The organism is Vibrio sp. 14N.309.X.WAT.E.F5, from assembly GCF_030397615.1.
In the GTDB taxonomy this organism is placed as follows: domain Bacteria; phylum Pseudomonadota; class Gammaproteobacteria; order Enterobacterales; family Vibrionaceae; genus Vibrio; species Vibrio lentus.
Window position 1 is genome coordinate 378,746 of record NZ_JAPNXR010000001.1, and the last position, 23,297, is coordinate 402,042.

A 23,297-nucleotide genomic window follows, 5' to 3' on the forward strand; every position below is an offset into this window, starting at 1 on the left:
TATGTTTTGGCTTTCGTTAATCCTCTTTGCGTTTGTGCTGCTTTTGATCCGAGATTCAAAGGTAAAAAAGGTCAATCAGTTTTTCAATATTGAAGAAGTAGAAGCGGAAAACTTCAATGCCATTAACGTCAAGTCATTGGTACGTAAGCAAAACTGGCAAAAACTCAAAGAGTCGGTGTCACCCACGTTGATGGTGTTAGGTCCACGATCTTCTCTGTACATCGCGCTCTATATCACGGGCAGCATCATCGCATCTTGGTACATCGTTGTTGAGTTGTTATCAATCACCAATACGTGGTTTGTACTGGGCTCATCTATGGTGTTTACCCTTTGCGGTTATCGATTCCTGGTCACAAGAAGACGTCGAGAATTTGAGAATACGTTCCCTGATGCGCTGAACATTCTGATGAGTGCGGTAACGGCAGGTGATAGCCTAATGCAAGCTATCGGTTATGTAGGCGATGTGATGCACAACCCGATTGGTCGTGAATTTAAGCTAATGGGTGATCGCCTGAAATTGGGTGAGTCTCCAGAAGTGGTGCTTAAACGGTCGTGCAAAAACTATCCTTATCCGGAGTTTCTGTTTTTTACCGTGACGATCAGAGCGAATATCGCGCGAGGCGGCCAACTCAAGGGTGTGTTAGCGCGGTTGATTCGGGTGCTGGTGGACTCTCGAACGCTAGAGAAAAAGAAGATGGCGATGACTTCGGAAGCCCGAATTTCCGCCAAAATTGTTGCCGCTATCCCTTTGATTTTTATGCTCATTCTTAACTACGTTAATCCGGATAATGTGGAGTTTGTTCTCTACGACCCGGAGGGAAGGTTGGTACTGTTTTACGTATTGGGTAGTGAGCTTTTCGGTTTATTCATTGTTTGGTTATTAGTAAGAGGGGTACGCGCATGATGTTACTGGCTTCCCTTATCGTGTTGTTTTTTTCGTTACTGTTTCTGATTGTCGATTCGATTCGTAAAGAGCAACGACATAAGAAGGTTGCACTCTATATCGGGGATAATTCGGCTCGTGCGCCTTCGCGCGTAAATCGCTTTTTTGTTCGTTTTGGTAAAGAACATCGACAAGAACTCGAGCAAAAAATGATTGAGGCGGGATATTACAACACGGATTGGGCAAAATTTTATTTTCCGGCCAAATTGTTGGTATTAGCGTTGGTTTCAGGCTTGGTTTTGTTAGGGGACATGACATCCACCAACAAACTGATCGTGGTTATTTTCTCGCTGATTGGCGTCATTGTCGTCCCAGATACAATGCTACAAATGCGCCGCAAGATGTTGATCAGTCGAACCTCGGCTCAACTGCCATATTTGCTCGACATGATGTCGGTCTGTGTTCAAACCGGTATGACGATTGAAGCGGCGTTGGTTTATTTGGGCAAAGAGTTAGCTGAATTTGACTCAGACCTTTGCTACCAGATTAAGCGCACATCCGATTCTGCAAAAATACACGGTTTAGAAAAGGCGCTCAATGACCTGAGTGAGCGTATCCCAACGCCTCCAGTACGAAGCTTTGTATTGACCATCATTCAAAACCTGCAATACGGCACATCCGTGGCTCAGGTGCTAAGTGATCTCGCAGAGGACATGCGAAAAGTCCAAATTCTTACGGTTGAGGAAAAGGTAGGTAAGCTCTCCGCGAAGATGAGTGTCCCTTTGATCCTTTTCATCATGTTCCCGATCGTTATCTTGATTCTCGCGCCGAGCATCATGCAAATGACATTGAACATATAGGGAGACGACAAGTGATTGGAAAACGTTTTTGTCTGATTTTGTTGTCGATGAGTGTGCTGGCGGGTTGTCAATCGGCCCCTTCACCACAAGACCAGCAGCTTGGCGACGTGACTAGCATGGAAAAAGTGAAGAACTATGACGGCTTGGTTAGTTACTACAAATCCGAGCTAGAGCAGGGCTCCGAAGATCCAGAGGTGAAAGAAAAGCTGGCATGGGCATATTTCCATAAAGGGGATATCGAGTCGGCAGACTTCTATGTTCAACATTTGCAAAAAGAGGGGTTTGAAAATCCCAACTTGTACCAATTAGAAGGGCAAGTATTTGATGCAAGAAATGACGTTGAAAGTGCCATTGCTGCTTATTTGGAGTCAGTAGATGCGGGAAATACAACGGGTCAAATTCACGTTTTACTCGGCGTTTCATACACCAAAGTTGGAAGATTCAATGAAGCGTACCAAGAACTGAATCGAGCCCGTTTACGCGGTTATGACGATGTCGTTGTTAAGAACAACATTGCGATGATTCAAATGGCGAATGGCGAGTACCAACAGGCGATCGAAACGTTAGCCCCGGTTTTAAAAGAAGACCCAGCAAATAAGATCGTTAAAGCGAACCTAGCTATCGCACTAATGAAAACCCAGCAAATCGACTCGGCCAAAAAGTTACTCAAAGGCGACTTTTCAGCGGAAGAGATCCAGAGCATCGCCGCTGAATTAACTCAATTAGGAGTTAACGATGAAGCTTCTTAATAAGCAGAAGGGTGTGACGGCGATTGAGTTTGTGTTGGGTGCGCTTGTTCTGTTTTTTGCCACCTTTGCGATCTTCGAATCGAGTTACCAAATCTACGTTGTGAACATGACCGAGTATTCGCTGAGAGAAACCATCAGAAATACCAAAATATATGAAGGCGAAGGGATCAACGAGCAGTACGAAAATAAGTTCAAATCGTTAATCGAAGATGAAGACAATCTATGGAGTTTCTTAATTGATAGCTCAAGGTTCTCTATCGCAGGTCAGTACTTCAAAACCTATGACGATTTCATCGCGAACAGGGGACACTCTGATCAAGGGTTGAACTTCAATTACGACTTAGCCGAGATCACCGTGACCTACCGCTATACGCCAGTGATTAAACTGACTGGCGCTGCTGACAGGGACATTTCAAGCACCATGGTTTTGAACTTAGAACACGAGGGGTGGAAAGATGATGCGCCGTAAGCAACGTGTTCTTTCTAAAAGACACCAACAAGGCTCGTATACGATTGAGTTAGTTTTCATTCTAGTGGCCTTATGGGGCGTTTACCTTTTTGGCGCAGACTTGAGTCATCAGCTACTCGTGCGCGCCAAGCTCGATCGATCCAGTTTTGCTTTAGTCAATGTGATCAAAGAGCGTACTCGTTACTTTGATGCCGACGTGTTGGCAGGACAAAACCTACCCGTAACTAGTTCAGAGTTAGAAGACATGGCTAAAGTGGCAAGTCGAATGCTCAATACACCAGTTGATAACGTTGCGATCAAGATAGAGTCATTGACCAATAAAACGAATATCGCTGAATTCTCAACCCGCAAGTACAGAAACTTAAATTGCCAAACCGATTCGATTCTCGAGCATGCAGATTTAGCTCCGGTAGAAAAGGGCGTTGTGTATCCATTGTACCGAATCAGTCTTTGTGAAGAGCAAAGCTCTTGGTTCAAGCCCTTCTTCAACAGTGGCACCAGCACCACGATCAAGATTGGCTCTTCTTCAATAATGCCTGGGAGATAATGAAATGAAAATGCAGCACGATCGTCATATCAATCGCCAGCATCTCAGTCTCCAAAGACAGCAAGGGGTTGCCGCGGTTTGGATGGGCTTATTGCTCGTGCCAATCATGGGCATGACCTTTTGGGCGGTTGAAGGCACACGTTATGTTCAAGAGACTAGCCGATTACGAGATTCAGCAGAGGCGGCAGCCATAGCGGTGACCATTGAAGATCAACCGGATCAGGCTCGTGGGTTAGCGACCAAGTATGTCGAAAACTACGTGCGAGACATCAAATCAACCAATTTATCAGCAGACCGATTTCACCAAGCGGAAGACGAGGGCTCTGGGGTTCTTGAATACATCCAATACACAGTGAATGCCAAGACGACACACGACTCTTGGTTTGCGAGTAGCTTTATCCCTTCGTTTGATCAGCAGCAAGACTTAGCGGGACGTTCGTTAGCGAGAAAGTACCCTGTTTATCTTGGTGATAACAACATCGATATTGTTTTTGTGTCGGACTTTTCCGGTTCAATGAACGACAGATGGGGCTCAAGTCGACACATAAAAATCGATGATCTAAAGACTGCTATCGATGAAATATCCAGCAAAATCCTTTGCACATCGATTAAACAGGATTATGTCGATGGAGAGTGGAAATACGTTTGTGACGAACCGGGAGAAGATACAACCGGAGACAAGTTACTTAACCGAGTTGGCTTTGTGCCTTTTAACGTTCGAACGAGGGAAATCGTCTCGGGCAATAAAGCTAATGCGACCAGCCAATTGAGCTACAAAGATAACTATAAAACCAACGTATCACCCTATTCTTACAACGATGTTAACTGGGATTACTGGCGTACGTATTCGCAAAATGAGGTGATCAACTGTGCGAATTGGCAATCATATTGTCCTAATCCAAAAGCGGACAATCGACGGTATGCAAAACGCATTCAGGATGTGATCTATCAAGATAATTACTTGGTTGCAGATGTCTACAACTACGTTGATTTCCCTAGTTCGGTATCGACGATGTTTACTGACAAGTCGGGGTTGCAGCCGGATTTCTATGGCGTGAGTGGAACAAAGCTATTTAACGCGCATGGTTCTTCCAATTCATCGCAGTTTTCCAACATTCGCTTATCAAACAAGCTGTCAGATTTAGACCCGATTAATTCGATGTGGGCAGACGGCGGGACTGCGGCTTTTCAAGGTATTTTGAGAGGTTCTCAGGTGCTCCATGACGGTGACCCGAACAGTTCCGATCAAGAAGAACAGCAAGTCTATAACAAGAAAATTAAGATGCTGCTGATTTTAAGTGACGGGCAGGAAAGCCCAAACAACGGCATCCTCAAAGGGTTAGTCGATAAAGGCATGTGTGACAAAGCAAGAGAGGAAATACCAGGCTTATACATAGGTGTCATCGGAATTGATTTTCGAGCATCTCAGCAAAGTGGTTTTCAAGACTGCGTTGTCGACCCAAATGAAGACATTATCGATGTATCTAACCTAGATGAATTGATTGAAAAGATAGAAGAACTCATCCGTAAAGGCTCAAAAACAAGCGGAATCACTAAGTTGTACTAGAGGAAAATATGAAAAAGTTAATGATCAGTTCAATCGTCATATCGACATTGCAATTTAGTCTTATCGCTCATGCAGAAGAAGGTATCAGCACTTATTGCGACACCGCGTTTAGTGAATATCAACACAGTGTCATGGTTGATGATGTCGTTGGTATTGCACAGCACAGACAGGGCTTTTTACAAATAGAACAGCCGTCTGACAGCAGTGAGCTAAAGCAAGCGTTAGCAGGTCAATCCAATCTAGGTATGAATCAGTCAGGATGTAAGACTTGGATCAGTAACCAAGAACGCCAAGGGTTATTAGCACGTCTTCATTTTGGCTTTGATCAACACAACTTATCGCCGATGGGCAGCAAAGCATTGAGCCAACTAGCAGGCGAGTTAAAGACTAACGGCAGTGCGATTACGGTGGATGGACACACTGATAGCACTGGCGAAACAGGTTACAACCAAGCATTGGGGCTTCAAAGAGCGCTGACGACGTCGGACGGTTTAATAGCGGATGGTGTCGAGAAAAATCGCCTTGTGATTCGTTCGTTTGGTGAAAGTAAACCTATTGCCTCCAACGCAACGTCAGAGGGTAGAGCCAAGAATCGACGCTCCGAGATTTGGGCTTCTGAAAACGATAGCGTTGAATTGGAAAATTAGGATGTTGGGGTTGGTTGTTGCTTGGCAATAGCCACCCTAAATTATCGCTTTTAGAATTTTGTTGTAACGGACTCTAATGAATATTCAATCAAGTTTAACTGTCTGACACTAAAGAAATATTAATGCTTTTTGATAAAATCTCTTCTGAAGGGATGGAAAAAAATATCGATATAGATACCTGGGTATCTATATTGGATAACATACGAGACATAATGGATGCATCTAATGCAGGCATCATTATGATCTCTGATTTGAGTTGCTCTGGTTCTGAAAGTGTTTGGAGTTCCTCGAACATATCTTGCAACCAGCATAAGAGCCGAATTAGCTTCTTTTGTGAGTATGTGCATAACGAAAATCGCACCGTTTATTTGAGTGGTCACTCCGATGGTGAATCTGTTTCGGCAAAGGGAGCAGATGCTTATAAGTCTTTTTGCGGCGTCCCGGTAAGAGATATTGATGGCGAAGTGTTTGCGGTGCTTTTGGTGTTTGATTTGAGCCCAACAACGTATACGCAAAGCCAAGTTAACTTGATTGAAAATATTTCAACCTTGCTGCGTTCTGAAATCTTATTAAAAGAAGAGAGCCGGATTTTATACAAAAACAGTCACTTTGATATCATGACAACGCTGCTTAATCGAAGGGGCTTTTTTCACGAATTCAACAAAGCAAACATCAGCGACGGAGAGATCGTTTGCTTGTATTTCGACTTGGATAATTTGAAGTACATCAATGATACCTATGGTCACTTCAAAGGCGATGACTATATCTCTGGCTTCGCGTCATGCATTAAAAACAATTCAAAGTACAACATCATATCGGCTAGGGTCGGTGGTGATGAGTTCATCGTCGTCATACATTCTGAAGAGACGGGGTATGCTTCTGAGTTGGTCAATAAAATTCACGCGGATTTCGATGACTTCATTGAAGATTTTTGTTGTGATGATGATGTTCCGCTCGGTTTTTCATATGGTTGTGGTACTGCGGATTCTCGAAGTTTCAACATCATTAATCTAATAAAGTCGTCCGATGAAAACATGTACCTCAATAAGAAGAACAAGATTTAGATGTTCATGACAGACACAAAAAAGCCCACTAGTGTGGGCTTAGATGTAGATGTAGATGTAGATGTAGATGTAGTAGCTTTCTAAACTAAGCTCGAATGATCATTTGCTCGCGCTCTGGACCTACCGATACCATTACAATTGGCACACCCATCAACTCTTCGATACGAGTAACGTAATCTTGTGCGGCTTGAGGAAGGCTCTCAAACGTGCGGCAACCCGTGATGTCTTCATCCCAGCCAGCCATATCTTCATATACAGGTTTTAGTTCTGCCGTTTGTGGCCAAATTGGGTTCTCAGTGTGCTCACCTGAGTAAGCCGTACAGATCTTAAGTTCTGATAAACCAGAAAGGCAATCAATCTTAGTCAGTGCGATTTCAGTCGCGGCTTGCAGATCAACACCGTTGCGAGTTGCTACTGCATCAAAGTACCCCATATCACGTGGGCGACCTGTCGTTGCACCGTATTCGTTAGAGCTTTCGCGGAAGCTGTCTTGCTCTTCCATTGCTGTAACGAGGGTGCCAGTACCCACAGACGAGCTGAACGATTTAGCAACGGCAATTACACGCTCAGGGCGAAGGGCAGGTAAGCCACTACCGATACCCGCGTAAGCTGCGGTTACATTAGAAGACGTCGTCCAAGGGTATTCGCCGTAAACAAGGTCACGACCTGCACCAAGTTGAGCTTCAAACAGTAGGTTCGCGTCTTGCGATTGCAGTGCTTTAAGTGGCTCAGTCACGTTGCCGATGAATGGGCGCCAAGCTTTAGTCACTTCAAGTAGCCACTCTGTCATTTCAGAAGCAGTCTGAGTGAAATCACATTGAGGGTATAGAGCCTTAAGTTGAGGCATCTTCCAATCAAGTAAGAATTGAATGCGCTGCTCTAAAATCTCAGGTTGATTCAGCCAACCGACAAGAATGCCTTTCTTCATCACGCGATCGCCGTATGCTGGTGCGATGCCTTGACGTGTTGAACCGTAAGCACCATCGCCTAAACGTTCTTCTTCAAGCGTATCTTCAAGGGCGTGTAAAGGCAGACACAGTGTTGCACGGTCTGAGATCGCCATTTTAACTTTGATGCCAGCAGCTTGTACTTCTGCAATCTCTTCAGTTAGCGCAGCTGGGCTGATCACCATGCCAGGGCCCAGAACCGCCGTACAATCAGGATTAAATATACCACTAGGCAGTTGATGCAGTTTGAACTTACCGAAGTCGTTTACTACGGTATGGCCAGCATTGTTTCCGCCTTGAAAGCGAATGCTAGCAGAAGCTTGGTCTGCTAAAAAATCGACGATGCGGCCTTTGCCTTCATCACCCCAATTTGCGCCCACAACAACGATAGATGGCATAATTTTTCTCCTAACTGATTGAGAAATCATGTTAGGCCTACAAGGTGGATAAGAGAAATTAATTATCTTTATTATCTTGATAAGGATTTCATATATCTCTAAAGTCTTAACCCATAAGCGAGACTCCCTATCACGTTCGTCCCTCACTGTAGGGAATGACGGAGCGGGGTAGTCCCTCACTTTAGACGGTGATGTAAGTGACAAGAGAGAGGACATGATGCTTGATATTAATTTGTTGAAGACGTTTGTGACGCTAGCGGAATATAAGCATTTCGGTAAGGCGGCCAATGCACTGCACATGACACAGCCAAACGTGAGTTTGCATCTAAAGCAATTAGAGCAAACTACGCGGATCAAACTGATCGAGAGAAGCCCATTTCAACTGACTCAAGCGGGTGAAAGGCTATTAGAGACAAGCCAAAGAACGTTACTCGAACTTCAGATTTGTCAGGCTGATCTCAATGCCATTAACGACCTCAAAATAGGGACGTTAACCATTGCCGTGAGTGACATCATTTCTCGATTCTTATTGATCCGTCCTTTCCAGAAGTTCAAAGTGCAGTATCCCGGTATTGACCTTGCCTTGTTGAATACCACCTCATCTCAGGCATCGAGTTTAGTTAAGAATGCTCAGGCGGATCTTGGTTTTGTGATTGCGAAAGATCAACACAACGAGTCGCTCTATTTTACTAAGCTTCAAGAGCTTTCATGGTGTGCGTTAGGCGATGGCCTCGACATGCAAGACTCTGATAGCAAGAGAGAAAACGAGGTCAAAGGTGACGATGTAGATACAGAACTCACCTTGATTCTACTTGGCCACGATACGAGAACCCGCGACTTTATTGATGAAGGTTTACCAAGCCTAAACTTACCGAGTCACAGGGTAATGGAAGTAGGGAGTGTTGACGCTCAAATCGACTGGGCAGAAGCGGGGTTTGGTGTGGCTATCATTCCTGAGTTTGCAATATCCACTAAGCAACATTTGAAATCAAAAGTGACTCCATTAACCAACTTCTCAAGCACAAGCCTTGGTTATATCGTGAGGCAGAACCAAGTCTTGTCTAAAGCGACCAAGCAGTTATTAGGCTGGGTGAATGATGAGATTACTCTGTTACAAAACAAATAAACGCCATCACTGACTTTGAGTTACCTGAGCCTGCCAAGTGTGGGTTAACTTCTATATGAAAGTTTTCAATTAATTCCGCTGGAACAAACTGCGTACCTTCTTCAATCGCAATAATCAATTTTTCCAATATCGGATAAACCCTCAAGTACAAGTTATCGGAATAGGGTGCTGGCATGAACCTCCTACCAAATAACACAAACAACTCTTCACCCAAAAAGTGCTTCATTTTTTGATATTTTGGCTAACAGCAGGTGTCGTAACGCAAAGTTTTTCGCTGGCTTTTCTTAAGCTTTGTTCTTGGTAAACGGTGATGAACACCTTTAATAGATTCAAATCGACACTATTAAATTTCACGCTCTCACCATAAAGTTTTGCTTAACCAATCCTTAAGTTTATATGAATTCAGTTAACGCCATACGCTTTGTATAGTATTGGCACGTTTACGCATAATACGGACGTAATGAGACAACACTATGAGGTCACAATGTTATTACATCGTTCCACCTTATCAATTACGGCCGTTGGCTCACGAATTTGCGGCGACCTACCAAATAACGCCACGATCCAACGTACTAGGGCTTAATGGCCGGTTAATCGACCAAGAACTACGGGTTAGAACAATAGAGTTCAACAAATTAGTAGAGAGGGGTAGGTGCTCCTTTCTATTGTTCAATTTAGGGTCTTAGTCGAGTTCATTTTCAATATTTATCACGATCAAGGAAGTCATTACATCAACTAAGGCATGTTAATGATTCAGCAATATAGAGTTAGAGCTATAACAACTTTTATTTTTATCCTTTTATCGATAGCTAGTTCTATCGTTAACGCCGCTTCATTAGAAGAAATACAATTGTCATTGCTCAACGATGTATCTTCATTAGAGCAAGCGCACCAAACCCAAGATATCGCGGAAAATGAGCAAGAATTCTTAGAGAACATTTTAAGAAGAAAGAATGATCATTTCAGAACGCATTTATCACAAAATCATGCTCGACAAAGTACAAAAGAGAGCGCATCAAACCTTTTATTATCTCAAGTTGAGTTGCTGCAGCGTTTGCTCAATCTGAGCGAGAGTAAAATCAATACATTGGCGTACGACTTTCGCGCTGCAAGCGAAGAGCACAGAGGGAATTTGTTTGAACAACTTCAACGTCGCTCAACGCTCATGGATATTTACTACCAGCAGTTGATGAAAACCTTGGTTGAACTCGAACCTCATGATATTGAATTGGATACCGCTAAGTTACAGTTCCAGCAATCATTGGACGAAAGAGTGAACTTTCTTACCAACATCATTTTGTACAAAGAAGCCAAGATACTTGAATTGGAACAGCGCCGTACCTTTATGAAGGACGATGATGAAGCACTAGCCAAAGCTCTTGAATTACAAAATACAGAATTCGAAATCGTGATCCACAGCTTCAAGTCTGCGATTGGAATAATGGATAAACTCGATGTTGATACTACAGACCATCTCGCGTTACTGGATCAGATAAAAAGACACCTTCAAAAAGACGTCTTGGATGTTGATGTCGCTTATTCCTTTCTAGAAGACACTGTGGTGTCTTTTCGGCTGTGGTTAGTTGATAAAGCACCATCACTGTTCGTTCGACTATTACTGTGTTTCACCATACTGTTTGCCGCAAGAAAGATTGCGAACATTGTTGCGACTGGTGTCGGAATGAGCGTAAAAAGCGCCAAGATGAACTTCAGCGTGTTAATGCAAAACTTCTTCACATCAATTGCTTCTAAAGCCGTGATGTTTATTGGTGTGCTGGTGGCACTATCTCAGGTGGGCATTGAACTAGGGCCGCTTCTGACCGGTCTTGGTGTGGCGGGTGTCATCATCGGTTTCGCCTTGCAAGATACGCTCTCCAATTTTGCTTCTGGTGTGATGATCCTTATCTATCGTCCTTACGATGTCGGGGATCTGGTCAAAGTGAATGATATTCAAGGCACCGTTAACAAAATGAGCTTAGTGTCGACAACGATTCAAACGGTTGATAACCAAAGGTTGGTTATTCCCAATAACAAGATTTGGGGCGACGTGATCAATAACATTACGGCAGAACACATCCGACGAATCGATATGGTGTTTGGCATTGGCTACAAGGACGATATCGATAAAGCTAAACAACTTTTTATGGATATCTTGCTCTCTGATGAACGAGTCTTACCGACGCCAGAGCCGATGGTAAGAGTGCACTCTCTCAATGACTCATCCGTCGACTTTATTGTGCGACCATGGGTCAACACCAGTGACTATTGGGAAGTGTATTGGGATATGACCGAGAAAGTGAAAAAAGCACTCGATGCAGAAGGAATCTCAATTCCATTCCCGCAACAAGATGTGCATTTGTATACCCATAATTCAAACTAGCTCGACATTACCTGAATTTACAGTCAAAGCCATTTCTGATCGGGAAGTGGCTTTTTAATTTGTATCGAAAATACAACGAGTTCAAACAGAGCAAAGAACAGAGTTCCTCGCAGGCAATAATACGGTTTAGCAAAAGGGAGCAAACGATTTTCGCAAACATGAGAATAAGCCGTAAATAAAATTTCGCCCATAAATTAATCGCGAGCCAAAAGTAACCTCAATTCAGCATGTTACCTAGGATTGAGGCTATACATGGCCTACAAGCGTTGTTGTGCTGTCCCCAATTTTTGAATTGATAACTGTACATGTTATCAAATTGTGTTATTGATAAATCTAATTTTTAGTAAGGCAGTGGAGCGTCAACAGAATGAATGTCACATGCTTTGTATGTGGAAAAACCAAGGTCTATTCAAACGTTTCTTACTGAAATTTGAGTCTATTAAAATAATACTAATATCAAGAGCTACATACATGAATATAAAGAAAAAGCTGTATTCGTTAGGGATGTTTTCTATCTTAGGGATGGTTTCACTCCTTTTCACCACATCACAATTCGCAGACACCACCGCTCAAATGAGCGAAGCCAAACAAATAACTAAAGAACTCGAAGTGCGATTGCTCAACCTTCGCCGCAACGAGAAAGATTTCTTGCTGCGTAGTGATTTGAAATACCTCGACAAGTTCGATGTTAACTACAACAAATTCCTAGCGTCTGAATCACAACTTAATGCCGTGCTGAACGACTTGGGTTTAGCGAACAGCACACACTTGCGTGAAGATATTGAAACGTACCACATAAGCTTTGTTAACCTAGTAAAAGCCAGTGAAGTGTATGGACTAGCAAGAGACAGAGGCTTGCTTGGTCAATTTCATGAAGTGTTAGACAGCATAACTGCGACGGCCAGCGCTGAACAAAAAGTCGAGCTGTACTTATTCAACGATCTGATTGAAAAGGGCACATTCGACCCGAGTGTTCTGTCTATTACCTCTAATACGGCAAGCTCTACTGCTTTGATAGATGCTGCGCGTCAAGTGGTTGAACAGAAACGTGTGATTGGCATAAAGCATAATGAAGGCCTGTTAGGACAAGCACGCTCAGGTTCTCACGCGATCGAAACTCAATTCAAAGAGTTCTCTGCTGTGTTAGAGCAAGAAACCCAACAAGAGATGGACAAACTGTCGCTGATCAACAACATCCTTTGCGTCACGTTACTTGTGTCGATCATTCTGTTCAGCTGGTTAATCGTCCGTTCTATTATTGGCAAGATTGAGTCATTGCTTTCAGTGATCCGCAATATCGTAGATTCTAACGATGTGTCGATTCGTTCACACCTAGATGGCAAAGACGAACTGAGCACGTTAGGCCAATACTTCAATCAATTACTTGATCAACTTGAAGGTCTTATCGCGGCATCTCAATCTAAGTCACTTCAACTGACTCAAAGCACATCGAACATGCATGATGAGCTTGAATCGGTAATCAAGCAGTTTGAAGTGCAAGCTAACCACACCTCAACCATGACGACATCGGTGCAAGAGATGGTGTTAACGATTGGAGAAATCTCAGAAAGCACATCGGTTGCCGCTGAAGGTGTGCACCAAGCGAAAGTGAATGCCGATAAAGGACGTGAAGTGGTTGTCGACACCATCAACAACATTACTCAATTGTCTGAGCGCCTTTCAAGCAGCCAAGACTCGATTAGCTCGTTGAACCATCATGTTGATCAAATCGGCGATGCAGTAAACATCATCCAAGGTATTGCAGAACAAACCAACTTATTGGCACTGAACGCAGCCATTGAGGCAGCACGTGCCGGTGAACAAGGCCGAGGCTTTGCCGTGGTGGCAGATGAAGTTCGAGCTCTTGCAAGCCGAACGCATCAATCAACAACCGAAATCACCAGCGTTGTGACAGCAATTCAAAGCCAAATGAACGCTTCGATGACCGAGATTGGCGAATGTAACCAACAAGGCCAACTGACTCTTAAAGATTCAGAAGAATTGGATGCGAGCTTACAGCTTATCTTGAGCGACATGGAAAGCATTCAAGGCAATTCAGAACGTATTGCATCAGCGATTGAAGAACAGGGTGCTGTAATGGCGCAAGTGAGTGACTCAATCACCGAGCTAAACACCATTTCAAGTGACAACAACGCATCAGCTCAGCACTGTTTAGTTGAAGTTGATAAGGTCGCAGAGCAAGCCCACGACATGGATAAAGCCGTGGCGCAGTTCAAAACGTCGTAACATTCCTGGAACTAACTAAAACCAAAGGCGCAGATAATCTGCGCCTTTTTTTCATTTCTAGATTAAGAATTTACGTATGGTGAACCATTTGAAATGAACATTATCACTATTTTAACTTGTGACATTTTCTTAATCACAGTGTTAGGTCTATATTTTTAAGTAACAACAATGGACTGATAAGAACGGAGATCGGGTTGATTATCTTAGCTATTGCGAGGTTCAAGGAGGATCAAAAGGAAGCGATGAGTAAGAACTTCGTAAATCTTTCTGAATCTTTATGCGCGAGTGGTAACGATATTATTACTATTACGCCAACTGGTTTTATTACGAGCCTCCCTATTGAACAATTTACTTTTCGTCAAACGAGTCGCTATGAATCTCTGTTTGAAGGAGCTAATAATCTTATTCTCCTTTGTAAGCTTTTAAACCAACTTCTTATAGAGAGGCAACGCGTAAATGTAAATATTCATATCGCGACGCCCATTGAGCTATTGCTTGTATTTTTGTTTTTAGATTCGAAGTATAGAAAGAATACTACGATTTCAATTTGGCAGTCTTACTTAAGTTATCAAGAATTTAAGGATAACTATCGGTTTTTCATTAAAAATTGGACCGATTATGCCCACTTACTTGTCTTTAATTCATTCATTTCTGCGCCTATTTATGCGCGACTATTACGATTTTTCCATCAAGTATGTGTACATAATGAGTATCAGAAAAATCAACTAATCAGATGTTCAAGCTTCCCAGTAACTTATATTCCTGTAGGCGTTTTTTCCGAACGTTTCTCTAAAGATGAAACACAACCACACAATGAAAAATTGGAGTTGTTGTACATAGGTCATGCAAAACCATCAAAAGGGGTGGATGTACTAATTGATATAGTCAAAAAGGTGAGGGAACGAAATCATGTTGATTTTCAACTAACACTTTGCTTGAGCGGCTTTGGAGATAGCGCTCGTATACAACGAATTGTGTTCGACCATAAGCTTGAACAATACGTCAGATTTAAAGCGAAGATAGATATTGTACAAGAAATGACAAGTGCAGATTTGCTTATTCTTCCACTGAGAACTTGTGTTGGAACAAGTTTAAGTCCAAACCTGATTATCGAAGCGATATCTTGCGGTCTTCCTATTGCGGTGCCCGAATTTGAGCAACTCGAAGAAGTCATTCAGTTTGATTGCAACGCAGTCAAATTAGATCTTCATGATTTAGATAGTTGTGCAAAAACCATAGAAAGTGTTGTTGAAGAAAACCAATTACCTTACCTATCCCGCTATCAGACAGCCCAGTTCGAACAGAACCATACGCTAGAACACTTTGTCACAGGATATGCTCGTGCGTTGAAACTAGACGGGAGAAGTCATGGATAAGATTAGCTTTATTGCCCCATGCTTCAATGAAGAATCTGTCATTGAAGAGTACTACATAAGACTGTGTGAAATAGCTGATACTTACAACGAATATGAATTCGAGTTTGTCGTGGTAAATGATGCGAGTGAAGACGGCAGTGCTGTGTTATTGGATAATCTTGCTACTAGGGATATTAGGCTAGTTATTATTCACTTAGCTGCGAATGTTGGACAACAAACTGCGTTATTCGCGGGGATCGAAGCTGCTAAAGGTGACATCAACATAACCATTGATATTGACTTACAAGATCCTCCCGAACTTATTAAGTTATTCATTCAAAAGATCGAAGAGGGCTTTGAAGTTATTCATGCTCAGCGTTTGTCTCGAGCTGAAGAAACTGCGTTTAAAAAGCTTAGTGCTAAGTTGTTTTATCGCTTTCTATCCATTACGTCCTCTGTGCGTTTGATTGATGATTGCGGAGATTTTCGGGCCTTCACCAAACCGGTGAGGCAAGCCGTATCTATGTACCGAGAAAAGCATAAGTATTTGAGAGGCATATTCGCTATTGTCGGTTTTAATCAGACAATAGTGCAGTATGAGAGAGAGGCTAGGCACTCTGGTGAAAGTAAATACTCGTTAGCCAAAATGATAGCTCTAGCGTCAGATGCCGTGCTTAACTTTTCTCGTTTCCCTATCCAGTTAATGTTTGTAGTTTCGACGTTGATGTGGTCCTTAGGTCTAATCTACTTAAGCAAGGCGTTAATAAGTAAATTTCTTTTCGAAACGACAATTGATGGTTGGACATCTATTATCTTTTTTCAGGTTTTCTTTTCTGGAATCTTACTCTTTTTCGTTGCACTCATTGGATCCTATGTTGGTCGAATATTTGAACAAGGTCAGGAAAGACCGGACTATGTTGTTCGATACACCAAGAATGTAAAACATAACGATGACAATACTTAAATTCGGCTCTATTGGAGTTATGAATACGGTACTGAGTTATCTTATTTTTCTTGTTCTTATTCGGTTAAATATACATTATTTAACTGCAAGCGGACTGTCCTTTATAGTAGGCACATTGTTTAGCTATACCGTAAACTCTAGATATACGTTTTATGTTCAAAAAAATATTTTGGACTTTACAAAGTTTTTGTCTGTAACAATAGCATCGCTCGCGTTTGGTCTATTACTACTTTATATATTGAAAAGTAAGTTAGGTATTCCTGTGCTAATTGCGCAAATGTTTGTAGTCATCGTTCGTTTTCCGTTCGTTTACTTACTTATGAAGTTCGTAGTTTTCGGACTTAAACGTTCATCTTGATGAGTCAGGTAGGAGGAGTGAATTATTCAAACTAATAAGCAGAAAAAGCAAGAATTCTACAGCGATCCTAAGACTGTTGAGCAGTATGAGAAGCTTAGATTCTCAAATGTAGGGGGGCAGTTTGTTCACGAACTAGAAGAGCAGACATTTGCTAAACTTCTTGAAAATGCAACGCAACCCGGAAACATCTTGGATATCCCTTGCGGGACCGGTCGAATGTTTCCAATGCTTAAGGAATTAAGTTTTGAGAATATCTATGGCGGAGATTACTCTGATGAAATGCTAACACAGTGTCAATCAAACGGGCATTCTGATTTAGTAAACATATCCAAACGAGATATTTACGATACGAAGTTTGAACCTAATAAATTTCATGCCATTTTATCCAGTCGCTTTTTATTCCACTGTGATGACCAACCCCGTTTATTTATAGAGTTTAAGCGATTAATAAAACCAAATGGTTATCTTATTTTTGATACGCTTAATTGGTCCCCTCGTAGTAGGCTTTCATTTTACTCAAAAAAGTTAGGGGGGGATATTTTTATAAATGATCATAAGAGTATAATTGCGCTTGCGAATCAATATGGATTTACAGTAGTAAAATCACAGAATGTCTTTATGTTCCCTAGCTTCTTATATAATTTTATACCAAGTTTTTTAATGAGTTTAGTACGTAGGTTGGAGTTGGTTTGGCCTAGTATCTTGAAAACTAAGACAGTTTGGTTACTAAAAAAAAATGATTGAACGACGAGTACAAAGGTTAATCAATGTCGGATTCTTTCTTTGTTTTATCATGTATATTTTCATAGCATTTAATTCAGTTTTGATTAATGATGACTATATGGCTTTGTACACTATGTGGCTGTTGAGTGATGGAAAGGAAGCAGGTGTTGACTTCAATATTGACAGCTATACATTATTATTCGATTTGTTAGCACCGCTTTACTACATTGTTGGGGAGAGGATAGAAATAGTATATTTCTATCGTATACTCTTTATTTTCTTAATACTCATTGCTTCTAATCAAATTTACTTACTTATACGGATCTTTTTTAATAGGTCAGTAGCGCTTATTACCTTAATTTTCATCCTAACAACGACTGCAATGTTTATGAGAGGGCTAGACTTGAGGCCTGACTTGCTAATACTCGTTCTATGGCTTCAGATATTGGTTGTTATATACGTTAAGAAAGACAAATCAGGAAAAAAAATGTTCTTGATTGGATTCTTGTGTAGTTGTGCCTTACTTTTTAAATTCAAAGCAATATTAATTGGTGTCGTAATTGGTATTTATTTATTAGCTGGCATTAGCCAACCACATTTTTTTAAGAAAAAAGTGGTAAAAGTTATGGCTTTCGTTAGTGGTAGCTCCGTTTGTATAATGTTGTTCTACTTTTTTGGAAGTGAAGCAACATTTAATCTATTTTTAGATACAACCCAGGATTTATTACTTTATTCAGTTAATCATACTTCAGAAAATGTTTCATTGCGTATTAAGGTCTTAGGTCGTTATTTTATTCAAGACACTGTGTTTTGGCTGTTAAGTGTGTCAGGATTTTTTATCGCATGCCTTCAATTTAAAAAGTGGGACTATCAGAAACAGTCGTGTCTACTCGCGATGTCATTTTTGTTGTTATTGACGATATTGGCAAACCCACATTATCATGCATATAACCTTGTGACACTATATCCGCTAATGGGAGTTTTCTGTGCATTCTCCATCAATTTCTTGTCATCAAGTAGAAAGATATCAAGAGAGACAAAAATTAGATTATCAATCATCGTTATCTCAATCTCAGTTATCAAAGGAGCTATAATTAATTATTATCGAGACAATCAACACCAAATAGCATTACATCAGTTTATTAAAAACAATACGCTATATGTAGACTCTGTTTTCGCATATGAAGGCGTTGGGTTATTTCGACCGTCAACCTACCACTGGAGAACTTCAGCGATCAAAATTAATAATTACTGGGAAGGTAGATACAATGTGTGGCAAGAGATTTTATCAGAAAAACCTATTCTCGTTTTAGAGAGTTATCGAATTCCAAATTGGTTATTACAAGAAGATCGTGTTTCTCTCTACGCTCATTATGTTGAGATTGCACCTCATGTGCTTACATTAGGATTTTCTAACGGTTCTAATATTGAGGGAAATATACTTCGAGAAGGACTGTACAAGGTCACAAATTCAGATGGGGAAATATGTCTTCTCGATGAAAAACGGTATTTTTCTGGGGAGAGTCTATGGCTGAAAACTGGTCCGCATACTCTTTCTACAGAAATTGGGATTTGCACGATACAGTGGAATTTTACCAAAGGCGCGTTGGAGGAACTGAAGCGAAGCAATAGCCGGAGTAAGCCATATTTGTATAGCCCTTAGCTTATTCTAGTGAATTGACCTCCCAACATTGAGTATGAAACATGGCGAAAACGGTGAGTTTAGGAGAAACGAAAAAACGGCCCTAACTGGGGGAAGGTTAGGGCCGCTGTGTTACGTATTTTAAAGAAGGAGATTTACTTGCTTCGGCCTTCCAACACATCAAGTGCCAACTCAACCGCTTTATCAATATTGTCGCATCCCGCTAACTTACCTGAGCTGATAGGACCAAGCACATTAGCGTATAACGAGAGCTGCTTGTTAAATGGCAGGCTCAACTGCTCATATAAACGCTGGCGAATCTCGGCATGTTGCTCAGGAGCGTGAGCAGCAAGGCTTTTCAAAGTGTCATAAACAAGAGTGGTGGTAGTGTTCATTCGTCTCTTTATCATTAAGTGGGAGGCGTCTATTTTATAATCTTTATGGGCACTTTTACTGTGATATATGTCATACAATATTATTAATGTTTTATGTCTTTTTAACCGAATGAGAATAAGGAATTCCAAAATAGACTTAAGTATCTGTGAAATAAAGCTAAAATTTTGACAGGCTATAAAGCATAGTAACGAACTTACGATAGAGCCTGCTTTAGCTTACTTGCAATGGGAGGCTGAATCTCACAGTAAAAGGAACAACATGCACTACGACGTATTCAATGGAGATGCAGATGGCATTATCGCTTTGCTGCAACTGCGCCTAAATGAGCCAAAAGAAACTGTACTGATCACTGGTGTAAAGCGTGATATCAAGTTGGTTTCTCAAGTGGTCTCTAAATTGGCGGAGCAGGGCGATCAAGCGGATGTTTCGTCTGTTACGGTCCTAGATGTATCTATGGAGAAGAACCTTCCGGCTTTACACTCGTTACTTGAGGCTAACGTTGAAGTGTTCTATTGCGACCACCATCGCACAGGCGATATACCGCAGTCTAAGTTTCTTAAGACGTTGGTTAATACGGCGCCTGAATGTTGCACCAGTTTGTTGGTGAATCAGAAGTTAAAGGGTGAGTATGTTGCGTGGGCCATTGCTGCTGCCTTTGGTGATAATTTAAAAGCGGTAGCCACACGGTTAGCAGTCGAAAATGGCTTTGACCGATCTCAAACTGAGTTTTTGGAAGAGTTGGGGACTTTAGTCAATTACAACGGCTACGGCTCGTCACTGAGTGACTTGCACTTCACGCCAATCAAGCTTTACCAAGCTCTCTATCAATATCCGAATCCGTTCGCTCTCTTAGATGACAAAGATTCAGTTTTTTATCGTCTTCGTACTGCTTATCAAAGTGACAACCAACACTTATCAAACTTAATACCCATATATGAGAGTGAAGTCGCGCGTGTGTTTGAATTGCCAAGTGAGACTTGGGCAAGGCGTATTAGTGGTGTCTTTGGCAATGAAATCGTTAATCAAGACCCAGGCCGAGCGCAAGCGGTGTTAACTAAAAACCAAGATGGTGAATCTTATACTGTGAGTTTGAGAGCACCGTTATCAAATAGAACGGGTGCAGACGAAATTTGCTCTAGTTTTGAAACGGGTGGTGGAAGAAAAGCAGCAGCGGGCATCAATCAACTCACTGAAGAAAATAAGATGAATTTTATTGCGTCAATTGAGGATTATTATTCACCCTTAGGCAAATGTATCGATAGTTAACTCTCGATCTGGCAACTGAAAATACAATAATTGTCACCTACATCTTTGGTTGTTCGTGTGCGCATCTAGCATACGTACAGTTAATAGACCTAATCAATTTTCGTGACGTCACTCGCAATGATAAATCTCCGTTAGGCCAGTGAATCCGAGGGTTTCTAGACCTTTTACTCTTATTCTCAGCCCAGGGTGTCCACTTTGCTATTTTTACATATTCACCTTAATTACCCGAGTGAATTAAGATTATAGATTCATTTGCCTCACCAATAATTCAGACCAATAAATCAATGTTTTAGCATTTTAATTTGAATGAAAAGTCAAAATCATATTGATTCTTATATTCAATCTGTGACTTAAAATCACAAGTTAAATCAAAGGTCATCTTTTCTTATAAATTCCATTACTTGTCTATAAATATTCATGGCTAAAATGAATTGATTCGGTTGTGATGGGCACAGCTGTTGAGTAAGGAAATGGAATTGATGTTGAAACGTAAAGCTCTGCAATTAGCGGTATCTGTCGGAATGGCCGCAATGTCTGGCGCTGTTTATGCGAATGGTTCAGATATGACGAATCCAGATTCTGGTGTCGTAGTCGGTTATTGGCACAACTGGTGTGATGGTGGTGGTTACCAAGGTGGCAATGCGCCTTGCGTAACATTGGACGAAGTGAACCCAATGTACAACATCGTGAATGTGTCATTCATGAAAGTGTACGATGTTGCTGATGGTCGAATCCCAACTTTTAAACTGGACCCAACCATTGGGCTGTCAGAGCAACAATTTATTGACCAAATCTCAGAACTCAACAAGCAAGGTCGTTCTGTCCTGTTAGCTCTGGGTGGTGCAGATGCACACGTAGAACTAGAAACCGGTGATGAAAGAGCCTTTGCTGATGAGATTATTCGTCTGACTGAGCGTTACGGATTCGATGGTCTGGATATCGATCTGGAGCAAGCCGCGGTAACCGCAGCCAACAACCAAACTGTTATTCCTGATGCGTTAAAACTGGTGAAAGACCATTACCGTGCTGAAGGCAAAAACTTCCTCATCACGATGGCGCCTGAATTTCCATATTTAACGTCAGGTGGTAAATATGTACCATACATCGACAATCTAGAAGGTTACTACGACTGGATTAACCCTCAGTTCTACAACCAAGGTGGCGATGGTATCTGGGTTGATGATATTGGTTGGATTGCTCAAAACGATGATGAATTGAAAGAAGAGTTCATCTACTACATTTCTGATTCTCTAATCAACGGTACTCGTGGCTTCCACAAGATCCCACACGACAAGCTAGTGTTTGGTATCCCTTCAAGCATTGATGCTGCAGCGACGGGCTTCGTGCAAGATCCTCAAGATCTATACGACGCGTTCGAGACCTTAACGACTCAAGGCCAACCTCTGCGCGGTGTGATGACGTGGTCTATCAACTGGGACATGGGCACCGATAAGAACGGCCAACAATACAACGAACAGTTCATCAAAGATTACGGCCCATTTGTTCATGGGCAAGTGACACCGCCACCGGTTGAAGGTGAGCCAGTGCTGAAAGGCGTTGAAAATGCGCGTGTTCTTCATGGCAGCGCATTTGACCCAATGGAAGGCGTAACTGCAACAGACAAAGAAGACGGCGATTTAACGTCTTCAATTGATGTTGAAGGATATGTTGAAACAGCAGTTATTGGCACTTACGTTCTGACTTACCGTGTGAAAGACAGTGACAACAACGAAACCACCAAAGCAAGAACGGTAGAAGTTTATAGCCAAAAACCAGTATTCGATGGCGTATCTGATACGACAGTAATACTTGGTTCTGCATTCGACCCAATGGCAGGTGTGACGGCGAATGATGCAGAAGATGGTGACCTAACGAGTTCTATTACACACACTGGCAGTGTCGATGTGAATGAAATGGGCAACTACTCGCTTGTATATAGTGTGACAGACAGTGCGCATCAAACCGTCACTGCTGAACGTAAAGTGTCTGTGACTGACGGTTCTAACTGTGCTGCTGCATGGGATGCCGACACGGTTTATGTTGAAGGCGACCAAGTTTCACATGACGGTTCAACGTGGGCAGCCGGCTGGTACACTCGTGGCGAAGAGCCAGGAACAACAGGTGAGTGGGGCGTTTGGAAACAGGTTTCAGATTCTTCTTGCGGTGGTAACCCTGATCCGGGCACAGATCCTGAACTTGAAGTTTCGGGTCTTCAGTCCGAATACGCACCTGATAACGGTGATGTCCGCTTGGATCTGACACTAACGTCAAACGAAGCAATGGATGTGACTGCAATGGTGCTAAATAGTGCTGGTACTTTAGTTGAACAGACTAAAGTAAACCTCGTCGATAGCCAAACAATCACCATCGTTTTGAATGACGTAACTGAAGGCCAATACTCACTTGAAGTGGTTGGTACTGCATCGGATGGTGAAATGGTCATGGTGAATAATTCGTTCTCTGTGAAAGACGGTGGCGGTACTACACCACCTCCAGGTGATTACCCTCCTTATGAAGCGGGCACAAACTACGCAGCCGGTGACATTGTAGTGGGCAGTGATAATGGTTTATACGAATGTAAACCTTGGCCATACACGGCTTGGTGTGCAAGCGCATCTTACGCTCCAGCAGAAAGCCAATACTGGCAAGATGCTTGGACAAAGTTGTAAGGCAGCTAGATTTAGCGGTAGACGCTAGAGAGACAAAGTA

Annotated in this window: 20 protein-coding genes and 1 pseudogene; 18 read left to right on the top strand and 3 right to left on the bottom strand. The window is 42.0% G+C overall.

The genetic code is table 11. The annotated features are described in order from the left end of the window. The first annotated feature begins 1 nt into the window (after position 1). The 8 genes from OW495_RS01735 (at position 2) to OW495_RS01770 (ending at position 6,786) form a co-directional block, all read left to right on the top strand. Entirely contained in the window at positions 2-904 is a 903-nt protein-coding gene (locus tag OW495_RS01735; protein ID WP_289884606.1) for a type II secretion system F family protein, read from the top strand. Next, positions 901-1,743, top strand: coding sequence for a type II secretion system F family protein (locus OW495_RS01740; protein WP_102291571.1), 843 nt, complete (start codon positions 901-903; stop codon positions 1,741-1,743). The genes OW495_RS01735 and OW495_RS01740 overlap by 4 nt, the downstream gene beginning before the upstream one ends. A 47-nt stretch (positions 1,744-1,790) precedes the next feature. Continuing rightward, positions 1,791-2,492, top strand: a complete 702-nt coding sequence (locus OW495_RS01745; RefSeq protein WP_102514178.1) for a tetratricopeptide repeat protein — start codon at positions 1,791-1,793, stop codon at positions 2,490-2,492. After that, entirely contained in the window at positions 2,479-2,961 is a 483-nt protein-coding gene (locus OW495_RS01750) for a TadE family protein (RefSeq protein WP_017108253.1), read from the top strand. The genes OW495_RS01745 and OW495_RS01750 overlap by 14 nt, the downstream gene beginning before the upstream one ends. Then, entirely contained in the window at positions 2,951-3,508 is a 558-nt protein-coding gene (tadF, locus tag OW495_RS01755) for a tight adherence pilus pseudopilin TadF (RefSeq protein ID WP_102514179.1), read from the top strand. Before OW495_RS01750 ends, tadF begins: the two co-directional genes overlap by 11 nt. A gap of 10 nt (positions 3,509-3,518) precedes the next feature. After that, positions 3,519-5,075, top strand: a complete 1,557-nt coding sequence (locus OW495_RS01760) for a TadE/TadG family type IV pilus assembly protein (RefSeq protein ID WP_102514180.1) — start codon at positions 3,519-3,521, stop codon at positions 5,073-5,075. Between the two features lie 8 nt (positions 5,076-5,083). Further along, on the top strand, positions 5,084-5,722 hold the full coding sequence (locus tag OW495_RS01765) for an OmpA family protein (protein WP_102514181.1): 639 nt from the start codon (positions 5,084-5,086) through the stop codon (positions 5,720-5,722). 122 nt (positions 5,723-5,844) lie between these two features. Continuing rightward, positions 5,845-6,786: a sensor domain-containing diguanylate cyclase gene (locus OW495_RS01770; protein ID WP_102514182.1), complete on the top strand. Its 942-nt coding sequence runs from the start codon at positions 5,845-5,847 to the stop codon at positions 6,784-6,786. A gap of 85 nt (positions 6,787-6,871) precedes the next feature. On the opposite strand, the gene OW495_RS01775 is transcribed toward OW495_RS01770, so the two are convergent. Then, complete coding sequence (locus tag OW495_RS01775) at positions 6,872-8,131, bottom strand: adenylosuccinate synthase (RefSeq protein WP_102514183.1); 1,260 nt, start codon at positions 8,129-8,131, stop codon at positions 6,872-6,874. 214 nt (positions 8,132-8,345) lie between these two features. Between OW495_RS01775 and OW495_RS01780 the strand changes: the two genes are divergently transcribed. Further along, complete coding sequence (locus OW495_RS01780; protein ID WP_102514184.1) at positions 8,346-9,257, top strand: LysR family transcriptional regulator; 912 nt, start codon at positions 8,346-8,348, stop codon at positions 9,255-9,257. 34 nt (positions 9,258-9,291) lie between these two features. Here the strand turns inward: OW495_RS01780 and OW495_RS23865 are convergent. Further along, positions 9,292-9,611 (bottom strand): annotated as a pseudogene (locus tag OW495_RS23865) (LysR family transcriptional regulator); the annotation flags it as partial. 496 nt (positions 9,612-10,107) lie between these two features. Between OW495_RS23865 and OW495_RS01795 the strand changes: the two are divergent. The 7 genes from OW495_RS01795 to OW495_RS01825 all read left to right on the top strand — a co-directional run bounded on the left by OW495_RS01795 (position 10,108) and on the right by OW495_RS01825 (position 18,947). Further along, the gene (locus OW495_RS01795) at positions 10,108-11,637 is read left to right on the top strand and encodes a mechanosensitive ion channel family protein (RefSeq protein WP_241910188.1); all 1,530 of its coding nucleotides are present in this window, start codon (positions 10,108-10,110) and stop codon (positions 11,635-11,637) included. Positions 11,638-12,159: 522 nt separating this feature from the next. Further along, a complete protein-coding gene (locus OW495_RS01800) occupies positions 12,160-13,884 on the top strand; it encodes a methyl-accepting chemotaxis protein (protein ID WP_102514191.1) in 1,725 nt (574 codons plus the stop codon). Positions 13,885-14,078: 194 nt separating this feature from the next. After that, positions 14,079-15,260, top strand: a complete 1,182-nt coding sequence (locus tag OW495_RS01805) for a glycosyltransferase (RefSeq protein ID WP_241910189.1) — start codon at positions 14,079-14,081, stop codon at positions 15,258-15,260. Further along, positions 15,253-16,203: a glycosyltransferase family 2 protein gene (locus OW495_RS01810; RefSeq protein ID WP_076671786.1), complete on the top strand. Its 951-nt coding sequence runs from the start codon at positions 15,253-15,255 to the stop codon at positions 16,201-16,203. Before OW495_RS01805 ends, OW495_RS01810 begins: the two co-directional genes overlap by 8 nt. After that, the gene (locus OW495_RS01815; RefSeq protein ID WP_102514186.1) at positions 16,190-16,561 is read left to right on the top strand and encodes a GtrA family protein; all 372 of its coding nucleotides are present in this window, start codon (positions 16,190-16,192) and stop codon (positions 16,559-16,561) included. The genes OW495_RS01810 and OW495_RS01815 overlap by 14 nt, the downstream gene beginning before the upstream one ends. Before the next feature lie 24 nt (positions 16,562-16,585). Next, the gene (locus tag OW495_RS01820; protein ID WP_102514187.1) at positions 16,586-17,305 is read left to right on the top strand and encodes a class I SAM-dependent methyltransferase; all 720 of its coding nucleotides are present in this window, start codon (positions 16,586-16,588) and stop codon (positions 17,303-17,305) included. A 97-nt stretch (positions 17,306-17,402) separates the two neighbouring features. Further along, positions 17,403-18,947: a glycosyltransferase family 39 protein gene (locus OW495_RS01825; RefSeq protein ID WP_241910192.1), complete on the top strand. Its 1,545-nt coding sequence runs from the start codon at positions 17,403-17,405 to the stop codon at positions 18,945-18,947. A 134-nt stretch (positions 18,948-19,081) separates the two neighbouring features. Here OW495_RS01825 and OW495_RS01830 read toward each other — a convergent pair whose 3' ends face one another. Beyond that, positions 19,082-19,321, bottom strand: coding sequence for a PAS factor family protein (locus tag OW495_RS01830; RefSeq protein ID WP_008217643.1), 240 nt, complete (start codon positions 19,319-19,321; stop codon positions 19,082-19,084). A gap of 259 nt (positions 19,322-19,580) precedes the next feature. Here OW495_RS01830 and OW495_RS01835 point away from each other — a divergent pair, with 259 nt between their 5' ends. Both OW495_RS01835 and OW495_RS01840 read left to right on the top strand, forming a co-directional pair. Beyond that, on the top strand, positions 19,581-20,588 hold the full coding sequence (locus tag OW495_RS01835; protein WP_102514189.1) for an acetyltransferase: 1,008 nt from the start codon (positions 19,581-19,583) through the stop codon (positions 20,586-20,588). Between the two features lie 479 nt (positions 20,589-21,067). Further along, positions 21,068-23,257, top strand: a complete 2,190-nt coding sequence (locus tag OW495_RS01840; RefSeq protein WP_102514190.1) for an immunoglobulin-like domain-containing protein — start codon at positions 21,068-21,070, stop codon at positions 23,255-23,257. Positions 23,258-23,297: the final 40 nt, after the last annotated feature.